Origin of the sequence: Weissella diestrammenae, assembly GCF_014397255.1 — a bacterium.
Lineage (GTDB): Bacteria > Bacillota > Bacilli > Lactobacillales > Lactobacillaceae > Weissella > Weissella diestrammenae.
In genome coordinates this window covers 518,404-531,681 of sequence record NZ_CP060724.1, presented here as the reverse complement: position 1 = coordinate 531,681, position 13,278 = coordinate 518,404, and the positions used below count along the sequence as shown (strand labels likewise).

General features: G+C 41.6%; 8 protein-coding genes. All 8 read left to right on the top strand.

Annotated elements, in window-relative coordinates:
* Positions 1–19 precede the first annotated feature (19 nt).
* On the top strand, positions 20–2,614 hold the full coding sequence (locus H9L19_RS02645; protein WP_187529612.1) for a hypothetical protein: 2,595 nt from the start codon (positions 20–22) through the stop codon (positions 2,612–2,614).
* The gene (locus tag H9L19_RS02640; RefSeq protein WP_187529611.1) at positions 2,611–2,832 is read left to right on the top strand and encodes an LPXTG cell wall anchor domain-containing protein; all 222 of its coding nucleotides are present in this window, start codon (positions 2,611–2,613) and stop codon (positions 2,830–2,832) included. The genes H9L19_RS02645 and H9L19_RS02640 overlap by 4 nt, the downstream gene beginning before the upstream one ends.
* Before the next feature lie 315 nt (positions 2,833–3,147).
* The gene (locus H9L19_RS02635; RefSeq protein WP_187529610.1) at positions 3,148–4,104 is read left to right on the top strand and encodes an alpha/beta hydrolase; all 957 of its coding nucleotides are present in this window, start codon (positions 3,148–3,150) and stop codon (positions 4,102–4,104) included.
* Positions 4,105–4,119: 15 nt separating this feature from the next.
* Positions 4,120–4,668, top strand: coding sequence for an LOG family protein (locus H9L19_RS02630; protein ID WP_187529609.1), 549 nt, complete (start codon positions 4,120–4,122; stop codon positions 4,666–4,668).
* Between the two features lie 43 nt (positions 4,669–4,711).
* On the top strand, positions 4,712–5,335 hold the full coding sequence (locus H9L19_RS02625; RefSeq protein WP_187529608.1) for a class I SAM-dependent methyltransferase: 624 nt from the start codon (positions 4,712–4,714) through the stop codon (positions 5,333–5,335).
* The gene (locus tag H9L19_RS02620; RefSeq protein WP_187529607.1) at positions 5,316–5,822 is read left to right on the top strand and encodes a nucleoside deaminase; all 507 of its coding nucleotides are present in this window, start codon (positions 5,316–5,318) and stop codon (positions 5,820–5,822) included. Before H9L19_RS02625 ends, H9L19_RS02620 begins: the two co-directional genes overlap by 20 nt.
* A gap of 104 nt (positions 5,823–5,926) precedes the next feature.
* Positions 5,927–9,463 carry a PD-(D/E)XK nuclease family protein gene (locus H9L19_RS02615; RefSeq protein WP_187529606.1) on the top strand — a complete coding sequence of 1,179 codons (3,537 nt, stop codon included), beginning with the start codon at positions 5,927–5,929 and terminating at the stop codon, positions 9,461–9,463.
* Positions 9,450–13,253, top strand: coding sequence for a helicase-exonuclease AddAB subunit AddA (addA, locus tag H9L19_RS02610; RefSeq protein ID WP_187529605.1), 3,804 nt, complete (start codon positions 9,450–9,452; stop codon positions 13,251–13,253). The genes H9L19_RS02615 and addA overlap by 14 nt, the downstream gene beginning before the upstream one ends.
* The last annotated feature ends 25 nt before the right edge of the window (positions 13,254–13,278 follow it).

The window sequence follows — 13,278 nt, the reverse complement described above, 5'->3', positions numbered from 1 at the left end:
AGAAAGGAACCTGATTGTCATGAAACAAGAGATAAATAAAAGATTGGCGGTGTTTTTGTTGACTTGTTTTGTCGGAATGACAGGATGGTTGTTGAGCCCTGTTTGTTCTGCTGCAACGTTGGCACAACGGCCGACAATGACGGATGTTGTAATCCATTCTGTGACTGATTTTTCGAGTAAGGCAGCGATAAATCGGGCGATGTATTGGGGCAATGGGACTGAAAATGGATTTTCAGAAGCGGTGGCACGGTATGATGCGGATACAAATTATGAGTCCGATTGGCGAGTGAGTGAAGGTAATACATATCGTGCATTACGGATACCCGATGATGTTGTCCACTTACACATTGATAAAAACGGTCATGAATCAACACCAACGGTATCAAAAACTGTGCTTGGGACATTGTCAGGTGGAGTGACACCAGATGGCAAAGAAAAAGTAATCCGTTGGTCGGATGTCTTGTTACCGGTGAAAGTTGATCAACAATATGGCGGGACATATACGGTCAAAAACTATGATGCAGGTGAAAATACGACCTCTGCCTATACCATTCAATACCAAGACTATAATGGACAGGCAAGTGTTGCCTACATCACGGCCTTGCGAACGATTATTCGAACTTTTGTGGTTGACTATTGGCAAAAACACGCATTGTCTGAAAATCAAGTCCGGATTATTTCAGAACCAACGGATAAAAATGGGCAGACACATCTTCATTTAGCGAATGGGCAATGGATTATTTTCCAAACTTTACGTGAAAATGAAAATCCGGATTTGCAATCAACGCTGTCTGTTCCCATTTTTCTAAATTTACCAATGCTAAACCCAATGGCTACTAGTATTAAAGATCAGCACTATTATTTTGATAATGCAGCCACACCACTTCACATCTATGCGAAACAATATGATCCGGCTGAAGTCAAAGTAACTAAGAAAAACGCCAACGATGGGTCATCAATGGCTGGCGCACAATTTTTGATGGTACGTGTGTCAGATTGGCAAAATAACCTGGTTGGACTCAATCAGTTAATCAAACAGGTGATTCCAGAAATCAATGCAGACCCAAAACATAGCAAACAAATTATGACCAAGTATCTCGGGAGTTTTGTTGGTCCTAAGGGCAATCCATTGTGGAGTATTGCAAGTACTGATAAGTCTGGTGTGGCATTGTTTACCTCGGAAAATACCGAGGGGTATAACGTCCCAGAAGCGGGGGAAAAATATTACATATCAGAAATTCATGCGCCTGATGGGTATATGGTTGACATGATTCATTCATCAGATTCAGTGTCTGGTTATGAAGATATTCATGAAGTTGAGTGTCAAAAAATTCGTGATCCGAATGGTGGCTACGAAACTTCTGCCATTATTGGAGTAGGAGCCACTGAATTTCAAGATTTTGATGTACCAACAGTTGATAAGGCGGTTAAAGTCAATGATCGAACGTTCGGCCTACATCAGGCAAATTCGGGTGATGATTCTGAAGGTGTCGCACGGGGCAACAATTTTCAGTGGTTGATTAATACTGAAATTAATCGCAATATTGAAACTTGGTCACAGTTTGATTTGTTTGACACAACCCCGTATGCAACTAATTGGTCTGACATGCAGGTGGCGTTAACCTATCGTGACGCGAAGAATGTCTTACAACGTATCCCGCTCTATGCAATTGAACAACACTTTTTTCAGCGTGATGCGACTGGGATTGCGCATTTAGAACATGCGACCGGACATGGCTTGTTTTATTCGACTAATCCAGCTGGTGCGGTTGTGAATGGGCAATATATTCCTTATGTGCCAGAGGTAGCACCGACGATTAAACCATTAGATTCAAGCTTACCCTCTGATGCAACCGTTGAAATATCAGGAAAAACGTCATATTATCAAATGACGACTGATGGTCGCACTATTGATACTGCACACAAACCTGAAAATGGGTTCGCATTAATGCGGACCAATGGCGCGCTTCGTCAATGGTTATCAGCAAAGATGTATCAATTACTAGCGGATGGCATTCAGCCGGATAGTTGCCAACTCGAGTGGACGATTGATGCGTTTGCAAACACAGCAGCGCAGGCTGGCGATTTAGTCAATTCGGTCGAACTCCGCTATGCAACCGAGTATGAACATGGCGTTGATACTGATCGGACCCATACTTTTGTTGCTGGGTGGGAAATAGCTAAAACAAATGGTACACCCAAAATATCTCATCAGCGCATTGTGAATGGGTTAGCTGGGGCAGGATTTAATTTGGCTTATCGGGTCACACCGAAGAATCTCACAACTATAATTGCTAATTGTTATGATGCGCAACACTATCCGAATTATCAAAATACTGCGTCTCTGTCTGAACTTGAGCAATTGAAAAAGGATGTCTTAGCAGGCAAGCCAAGATGGGTGTATTTTATGCACCTTGATGTGAAAAATGAACAGCCAATGGTCAATATGACAACCACTGACCATGATGCCATGGGGGATGTGATTTGGACGTTAAAATCTGAAAATGCGACCACGCATCTTTCGGGCCAAGACGGTTATCTGCAATATTGTGGCTTAGCTTCTGGTGACTATGAATTGATTGAAACAACTGCCCCCCTGGTTTTCAGCGAATGAATCAGGCTTATTCTTTAACGTTAGGTCACACACAAGGGGGCAAAATTAATGGCACAGCTGATGATGCAGATATTGTCATTGCTAATTACTCCCATCGTTCAGCAAAAGTATTATTAGGGATGTTGCCAAAGACAGGAATGATCGGTTTATACGGTCTTGGTCTGTTTGGTATGTTATTAGCCGGTTACCTATTGATTAAAAATCGACGCCAACAATAATTAGGGTCGAATTTTTTAATCAATGCAAATGTTTGATTAGAGCGCGGTACGCCAGTATTTTAAATGCTGATGCATCGCGCTTTAATCTGCATTGCTGACAAGCTATATTTTTATTTTTGCCGGTGCCTTTTAAAATGATGACTTAAGAATAAAAATAACCGGGTGTTTTTCAAATCAGGCGAGACCTGATTTAAAATGGTTAACGTAACTGTCGAAGTGGTTTGGTTTGTCAGGAGATAAATTGCGTATTAGAATGATTAAATGCTAAAATGAAAATATTCTGATAAATAAAAAAATAGAGATGATGGTGGAATCATGCAAAAAAAATCTCATTTACGGCGTCTATTGATTGGTACGGCTGTAGTTGGTGCAAGCCTTGCGATTGTCGTTGCGGGTGCTGGTGCATATTTTTTTCATGTTGCTGAAGTACGAGCTAAAAAGAACTTTATCGGTAGTGGCGTTTTAAGTAAAAATGACCCGTTATATCCCCAACAACAAGCCTATCAACAGTACCAACATCAAGAATGGCAGTTAACCGCTCATGATGGGACTAAGTTGGTGGGATATTATACCCCAGCAACGGTGAAAACGACCAAAACTGCTTTAGTTATTCATGGATTTGGGGTTGATCATCGCGCAATGGCCCCTTATGCAGCGATGTTCCATCAACAAGGCTATAATGTGTTGCTACTTGATAATCGCGCGGCTGGTAAATCTGGTGGCCACTATATTGGCTTTGGTTACCTTGAAGCACAAGATGCTAAACAATGGACCCAAAAGATCGTGGCAGTCCAAGGCCAACAGACACAGATTGTGGTAATGGGTGCATCGCTTGGCGGTGCAACAACGATGATGTTATCGGGGATGCAGCCACCAAAGCAAGTGAAAGCATATGTGGAAGACGCGGGCTATGCCTCAATTCATGCGGAATTGATGTATCAAGCAGAACAAATGTATGGCTTACCAAAGTGGATAGCTAAGCCTTTATTGGCGGTGGTTTCCGGTTATTCTAAATTATTTGCTGGCTATGCGTATTCACAAGGTAATGTGACCCAATATCTTGCTAAAAATACGCGGCCAATGTTCTTCATTCATGGCGCAAATGACACATTTGTCCCAACCCGCTTTATTAATGACAATTATCAAGCGCAAAAGGGGCCTAAAGCCAAGATGATTGTGAAAAAAGCGCAGCATGTGCAATCTTACGCGACGGATATTAAGATGTATGAACAACGTGTTGCAAATTTCCTAGCACAATATGTTCATGATTAAATAAAGGGAGCATAAATGAAAATTCAAAAAATTGGTGTTTTTATGGGCTCGCAATCTGGGAAAAATGATCACTTCCAACTAGCGGCTGACGAAACTGGTTTACAAATAGCGGATCGAAAATGGCATTTAGTCTATGGTGGTTCTTCGACGGGGTTGATGGGCGATGTTGCTAAAGCAGCATTTACCAATGGCGCATCCGTGACGGGTGTTTGGCCCAATGTCTTGTTACCAGAGGCCGCAAATACCACCTACATTACCAACATGTTAAAAGTTGATAATATGTCTGACCGTAAACAACGCATGTTTGAATTGGCAGATGCTTGTGTTTTTCTGCCCGGTGGTTTAGGTACGCTGGAAGAGTTGGGTCAGGCGTTGTCTTGGTCAAAATTAAATATCTTTACCAAGCCAATTGTAATTTTGAATATTGATGGCTTTTATGAGCCGTTAGAATTATGGATACAGCGGTCACAACAAGAAGCATTTTTTGATGTCACGGCAATTGAACAGCTACATATCTTTGATTCAGTGAGCCGTGCATTTGAATTTTTAGATACGATTGTTTAAGCAGGACCTCGAGATGAGGTTAGAAATTGGAATGAAGAAAAGTATGACAGAAGAACATTATTATACACAGAATCCCACCACCGAACACGATGAACAGACATGGTCGTTTTCGTTGTTGAACCATACGCTTCAGTTTACGACTGACGCGGGTGTTTTCTCAAAACAAACCGTCGATTTCGGGACGCGTACCATGTTAGAAGCTTTTAATACAGAACAATTGCCAGCTGGTAAAATCCTTGATTTGGGCGCCGGTTATGGGCCAGTGGCTATTAGTTTGGCCAAAGCTTTACCAAAACGGCAAATTGATGCGGTCGAAGTCAATGAACGTGCGTTGGCTTTAACATTACGTAATGCGGCAGATAATCAAGTTGCCGAACAAATCACTGGCATTCAATCTGACCGCTACCAACAGGTACATGATAAATATGCTGCTATTTTGACCAATCCACCAGTCCGTGCTGGTAAGTCAGTTGTGAATGATATGATTACCGGTGCAGCTGAGCATTTAGTTGCTAATGGGACACTAACGGTGGTGTTGCAAAAGAAACAAGGCGCACCTTCAGCAAAACAATTAATGGCAGAAACTTTTGGTAACGTTGCAGTGATTGCTAAAAATAAAGGGTATTACATTTTGGAGAGTATTTATCATGACACCAGCGCAAATTGATGGCTTTATGGGTGAAGCGATTCAAGAGGCAAAAAAAGCGGCGGCGTTGGGTGAAGTCCCAATCGGAGCGGTAGTCGTCTTGAATGGTCAAATCATTGGGCGTGGGTTCAACTTACGTGAGCGGTTTCATGACCCTAGCCAGCACGCTGAATTCCAAGCCATTTTAGCGGCGAGTCGGTACATGAAATCATGGCGGCTGACAGGCGCCCAAGTTTTTGTGACGATTGAACCATGTATTATGTGTGCCGGGTTGATTCAACAGGCTCGAATTGAGTCAGTTTATTATGGCGCAGCCGATCCAAAAGCTGGTGGCGTTGAATCAATGTATCACATTTTGTCAGACTCACGATTAAATCACCAAGTGGCCGTGTATCCGGGCGTTCGCGCTGAGGAAACGGGTAACTTATTGCGTCATTTTTTTCGTGCCATTCGGCAACGACGAAAGCAAGAAAAAATCAAATATCAAGCCAATCAAGTCACAAAATAAAGGCGTGCTTGTATGGGCTTTTTTATTTGACCTTGTCTTCTTATCCTGCTTTAAAAATTGTACAATAAGATAAGCATAGATTCCGAAGAAACGGGGGCAACGATATGACATTATCGATCCTTTTTGGTGATGGCACCAAAGATCATGAATTGGCATTATTAAAACAAATGCAACATGTATTAAAGCAACAACCACAGGCACAAATTTTCTATATTGTGCCCAATAAAATCAAATTTCAAACTGAAATTAATATTTTGACACGGTTAGCAGCGCTAGATGACCGACAGGGTGCTACAATTGCGACTCAAAATGTGCAGGTTTTTTCACTGAGCCGATTAGCTTGGTTTTACATGAATGACACTAAGCTTTATCGCCATGCTACAGTGTCACCAGAGGCTTTAGCAATGCTTGTTCAGCAATTATTGCAGGCCCACCAAAATGACTTACAGTTATATGCTAACTTACGAAATAAACAAGGCTTTATTAGCCAATTTACCAGTCAGTTACTTGAAATTAAAGAAGCCGGCTTGCAATGGTCAGCACTGCAAAAAATGGCTGATGCATTAACGGATGATGTCGTTTTACAAAATAAATTATCGGATCTCGCATTAATCGGACAAGCCCTAGATACTGAATTAGGTGAGCGCGATCAATATTTAAGTAGTGATTTATTAGGGGTCTTAAAGGCCTTTTTGTTGCGTGGTGAACGTGATTTAAGTCAGCAGTATTTTTTCATTAACGGCTATTCCCAAATGAATCAGCAAGAAAAAGGGGTCGTAGAAGCCTTAATGGTACAAGCGGCAGACGTCACATTAGCTTTGCCAATTGACCATTTAACAGGCACAATCAGTCATCAAGTGGGTAATGAGAATGATCTGTTTGCAGCACCTAAAAAATTAGCTCTCCAATTGCAACAATTTGCCATTCAGAATCAAATTGCGGTCAAAATGATGCCGGTTGAAACAGCGCGGACATTAAGTCTGACGCAACAAAATGTGGCAAGATTTTGGTCAACCTATGAACAAAAAGGGATTCAACAGTTTGATGGACCTGAACTAGCAATTTGGGAAACCACTTCCCGCTATCAAGAAATAGAACAGTTAGCGCAAAAGATTAGAATGATGGTCGTGAATGGCCAAGCACGGTATCGTGATTTTGTACTATTAACACCAGATTTAAAACAGTATGAGAATGTCATTCCTGCGATATTTGCTAAATATGAGTTACCGCTCTTTATGGATGTTGATCATTTAATGCGTCATCACCCATTGGTTACATTCATTGACCAGTTATTAACATTGGCTCCCCAGTATACGTTACAAAATATAATGACGGTATTGAAGACTGAACTGTTCATTCCTGAATCAGTTGCAATAGATGATTATCGTGAGGCTTTAGCCATTACTGAAAATTATGCGTTAGCTAAAAATATGATGGGTGGTTTTTGGACTAATTCAGACGCGTGGCAATACGATTATCGGGTAACTGAAGATTCAGATGCAACATTGCGCCAACGTGCAGCCAAATATGATGCACAATTGGCCTTGATTCATGATCAAATTTCAAAACAAATTGCACCGTTTTTGACTCAGCTATCAGCAGCAAAAGATGCCCGTCAGATGGCGCAATTATTGTATCAATTTTTAATGACGCATGGTGTGCAACAACAATTAATTAATTGGCGTGATCAGGCAATTGCACAGGGGAATTTATTTGCTGCGCAACAATCAGAGCAAGTCTGGGATAAATTGATTGATGTCTTAGATGACTTCGTAATGGTCTTTGATACTGAGCAGCTAACGGCTGATAATCTACGTGAAATGTTGAATGCGGCGTTTAGTAATGCAAAATATTCTGGTGTACCGGCTGCGATGGATCAAGTTTTAGTCAGTGAATCAGGCATTGTCCAAATTCAAGGTGTACCGCATGTCATTATCTTTGGTGCCACCAGTAATAATCTACCAGTCACGACAAGACAACGTGCATTGTTACAAGATCGAGACCGGATAAAGCTGCAAGCATTATTACCGGAGGGGACGCAATTACGTGATACAGCAGAAGTCACCATGGCTCAAGATAGTTTGCGAATCTACAACGCCATGTTAATCGGGACACAAAGTTTGTTGTGGTCATACCCAACGGGTGATGGGACGGTTAAACTCAAAGCATCAACGTATGTTGAGCGTTTACAGCAAAGTTTTCAGGTGCCGATTAAGCGCTTTGAAGTGCAGCCGACTGGGCGAGAAGATGAGACCATTTTGGCCCAAAAAATTGGGACGGTTGCAAGTACTTTGAGTCATTTATTGTTAGCCAAACGTGAAGTACAGCGCAATAACCAGCAACTATCGGCGAGCTGGCAACAAGTTGAAAACGTCTTGCGTCGCGTGGCTAAAGCTGATTTAGAAGCGGCCATTACGGCACTGCATTATTCAAATCAAACAGAAACTGTGGCTTCGGAATTAATAACGCAGCTCTTTTCAAACACTCTTAAAACGTCGATTTCGCGCTTGGAAACATATGCAAAAAATCCCTATGAATTCTTTTTAATGTATGGTTTGAGATTACAACCACGGCAAGAGCTACAATTAACACCAGCTGAACAGGGTACATTGATGCACGCTATTTTGGAACAGGTTTTTCAATCATTACAAGGACAACCACTTGGTGTGTTATCAGTTGATGGGTTACAGCAATTAGAGCAGCAAGCTGTAGCCGCTATTTTTGCGAGTGATGACCCAACGTTCGACATTTTCCAGTCATCTCAGCGCATGCTGGCGTTGACGGATAACCTGGTGGCTCGTGTGCATCAGGCACTCATTAATATGCAAAATGGGCAACCAGCCGCTGGGCAAATTAAAACCTTAGGGACGGAAACCGCTTTTGGGGCAGAAGGGTTGGCGCCGATTGAATTTGAAATTGACGGTCATCCAGTTGTGGTGCGCGGAAAAGTCGATCGGTATGATGAAATTAGCGTACCAGAGTCAGCACAATCGTATTTATCAATTGTTGATTATAAAGCTGGTAAACGCGAATTCGATTTTGCACAAGCTTACAATGGCCTTGAATTACAATTAATGACTTATTGGCAAGCGATGCAAGCTAATTATCCTGAAATGGCCGTTGGTTCAGCTAGTTTTTGGTCATTGAAAGATGAACCAACCAAGCCAGTTGTTACCTCGGCGGCTGAATCCTTTTCTCAGCAGCAAGCATTAGCAAAAGAAGCCCATGACAATGCTGGCATGTATCGTGGTTTGATTTTAGATGATGAGCAGTTTGTGGCAACGCTAGAATCACAAAGTGCCTACTCACCCTTTGCGATTGCTCGCAATAAAAACGGAAGCTACAGTCAAAGTGGGTCAGATGTTGTATCATCTGATGAGTTGACAATTTTAAAGCAATTTAATCATTTAAAAATCACAGCGCTAACGCAGAGAATTTTAGCGGGTCAATTTCCATTGATGCCATATCGCGATGGCACGAAAACAGGGTTAACCTATACAGATTATAAAGATGTGATGCGTTTTGATGCTAAATTGGATAATCGTTATCATGATTTAGTGAAGGGTAAGAAGAAAGATATTCTAGCTAAAATGCAACACGATATTGAGACACAAGGAGCCTCTGACGATGGAATTCACTAAACAACAACAACAAGCAATTGTTGATCGTAATCAAAATATTTTAGTTTCTGCATCAGCGGGTTCGGGTAAGACACGGGTCTTAGTTGAAAGAGTCCTACAGCGTTTGAAACAAGGTGATAACCTTGATGGCTTTTTGATTGTCACCTTCACTGAGGCGGCCGCAGCTGAGATGCGTGAACGGTTAGAAAATGAAATTCGCCAAGCCGCTAACCAGGCTGAAGGCGAAGGACAACAACATTTAAGACGACAACTTCGGCTCTTACGGGTTACTAATATTTCAACAGTCGATGCCTTTGCTTTACGCTTAATTGAACAGTATCACTACACAATTGATTTAGATCCGCAATTTCGAATTGCTGATAATGCCGAAAGACAATTAACGATGATGCAAATTTTTGATACCGTTTTGACGCAACAGTATGAGAATGATCAAGATGACCGCTTCAAAACTTTTGCTAAACAGTTTATCAAGAATGGTTCTGATAGTGCACTTCAACAGGCTGTGTTTAAATTGTTTAATTTTGCGATGGCACGACCAGATACAGATGAATGGTTAGCGCAGTTAAGTCATCAATATCAATCTGATGGTGATTTTTTGAGTTCACAGACTTATTTAGTCACGTTATTGCCGGAAATTAAGAATGGACTGACGGACATTAGGCATCAGTATCAGCAAATTGTTGATTTGGTGCAAGAATTTGGTGATGACCTTGAAGGGGCGCCACTCAATCGCAAGAATGATTTATTGATAGAATGCAATACTTTAAATGTTTTATCTCAACAGTTAACTGAAGAATCGAATTGGGGGCATTTACGGCAACAATTTTTGAGTCTGGCGTTTACGAGATGGAACGCCAAAGGTCGACCTTTACCCCGAAATATGGACGATGAGAGTAAAGCGACGTGGCAACAAATTACAGCCCTCCGGAGCGCAAGCAAAGAACAGTATCAAGAATTAGTGACAAAAATCTTCGTGTTGGATGAAGTCGGTATCACAACTGCGGTGAGCGGTGCCCAACAAAATATTACCCAGTTGGTAGCCCTCACAAATCAATTTAGAGCGGTTTACTTGGCTGAAAAAATTCAGAAGCGTGTATTTGATTTCAATGATTTAGAGCATTTTGCGTTGCAAATTGTGTCACAGCCAAAAATTGCAGCAACTTTAGCGCAACAATATGTTGAAATTATGGTTGATGAATATCAAGATACAAGTTATTTGCAAGAAGCCATTGTGCAAGCCATCGCCAAACCGAATAATGTCTTTCAAGTGGGTGACATTAAACAATCAATTTACAAGTTCCGTCAAGCAGACCCGAAACTGTTTGCTAATAAAATGAAAAATTATCCTCTGGCGGATACGCAGGATTCTGAGGTCATTACGTTAGCTGAAAATTTCCGTTCGCAACCCAACGTAACCCAGTTTATTAATTATCTATTCATGCAATTTATGAGTGACCAACTTGGTGGCGTGACCTATACTGGGGAAGCAAAGTTAGTTGCCGGAGCCAGTTATTATCCGCTAGATTTGCCGAAAAAAGCTGAACTCATGGTGTATTTTAATGATGCTGATTCGGATGAGGACCAGGGTGAAAATGTGGCGGATGAACCAGTTGACGTGAGCGGATATAATGCGACAACTGGTCAAATTACGATGCTTGGTGCCAAAATCAAGACGATGGTGGCAGAGGGTTTTACAGTTTTTGATCGGCGCGCAGGACTATCTCGTCCAGTGCGATATGCCGATATCACAATATTAGTGCCTTCACGGTCACAAAATCCGCAGGTCATCGATATTTTTAAAGTCTTAGATATTCCATTAACAGTGAATGATAGCGGTAATTATTTTCAAACACTTGAGATTTCGGTGATGATGAGTCTCTTGAAAATTATTGACAATCCACATCAAGATGTTCCTTTGGTCACTGTTTTGCGGTCACCGATTTATCAAGTCGGTGAAAATGGCTTAGCTATGATTCGGGCACAACAAAAGCAAGGCGATTTTTACGATGCGCTACAACATTTTATGACGTTAAACTCAGACCAAGTGTCGGCGGAATTAAAGGCAACTTTTGAAACGACACAAGCTGCCGGAAAACGATTATTGCAAGATTTGGCAGATTTTAAAACCTATGCTATCCAAAATCAGATTGTGCAATTGATTTGGGCAATTTATCAGCGTACTGGTTGGCTGGATTATGTGAGTGCGATGTTGGGAGGTAACCAACGACAAGCCAACTTGCACGCTTTGTATGAACGCGCTGCTGCCTATCAGCAGACAAATTTCACAGGCCTTTATCAATTTAATCGGTATATTGAGCAATTGCAAAAAAACGCCGCTGATGATTTGGGCGAGGCTGACGCGAATGAGAGTAGTGATACGGTTAAATTGATGACTATTCACGGTTCAAAAGGCTTAGAATTTCCAATCGTATTTATGTTAAATGCCAATAAAGGCTTCAATACGGAGGATCAATCGGGACAGATGATCATTGATGCTGATGCGGGTGTTGGGATGCAATATTTAGATTTAGAGCATGCTTTGAAATTAACACCACCGCAGTATCTAGCTGTGAGGTCAGCTATTAATCGCAGTTCATTTGCTGAGCAACTACGTGTCTTGTATGTCGCATTAACGCGTGCCGAACAACAGTTGTTTATTGTTGGTGCTTATAAAAAACCTGAAGAACTACTGAAAAAATGGCAATTGGCATATATGCCACAGGCTGAACAATGGATGCTGGATGACGCAATCCGTTTGCAAGCCAATTCATTTATGGACTTAATAGGAATGGCGTTAGCTCGACATCCACAATTTGAAGCCAAACTAAAAGCATCAAAAATCATGAGCGCCCTTGATTTGGATAATCTGGCCACCCAGTCAGTTGAACCCGATGAATCATTTGAGTTTTCGTTGTCATTCCAAAATTCAAATGATGTGGCGGTTGCTGAACAGGCAGTTCAAGCCATGGGGCCGGTCGGGCATGTTGATGATGACCGAACAGATAGTGTCGTTGTGCCAACGGTAGAACACATTGACCTACAAAATGTCTTTGATTTTCGATATCCACATGAGATGGCAACCCGGACCACGGCTTACCAATCCGTTTCTGAAATCAAACGTTTATTTGAAGATCCAGACATTATTGCTGGACAACCGTATCAAGATCAACGATTAGCCAGTGATGAGACACAGGAGAGTGGATTGCGCTTTACTCAAAAAAATCTTCGCGAACCACATTTCTTAACTGAAATGGCAACTCGTCCAAGTGGTGCGGCACGTGGGACCGCAACGCATTTAGTGATGCAAAAAGTTGACCTGTCGGCTGGAGCACCAACCATACCTCAGGTTGAACAATTAATTGAAACATTGATTGCCGAAGAATTAATTGAACCCACGCTCCAGCATTTGATACCAGTCAAGCAAATTGTCGCTTTCTTTAATGACACAACACTTGGGAAACAAATGGTCAAGCATGCAGATACGCTTCAGCGCGAAGTGCCATTTTCAATGTTAATGGCCGCAAAAACGTTATATCAAGACTACGAAGGTGATGAACGGGTCTTGGTTCACGGTATTATTGACGGATATTTTATGGTGGACCAGACGTTATGGTTGTATGATTACAAGACAGATTACATCGCACCTGAAATCACTGATGCTAAAGCTTTCTTGCAAGCGCGTTATCAAAGTCAGTTGAATGTTTATGCTTCTGCATTGACAGCAATGGGCCAGGGTGACATTCGTCGCTTTGTGATGTCCTTTGGTGCTAATAAGGTGTATGAGTTTTAAAATTTAAGACAATAAAAAAACAACC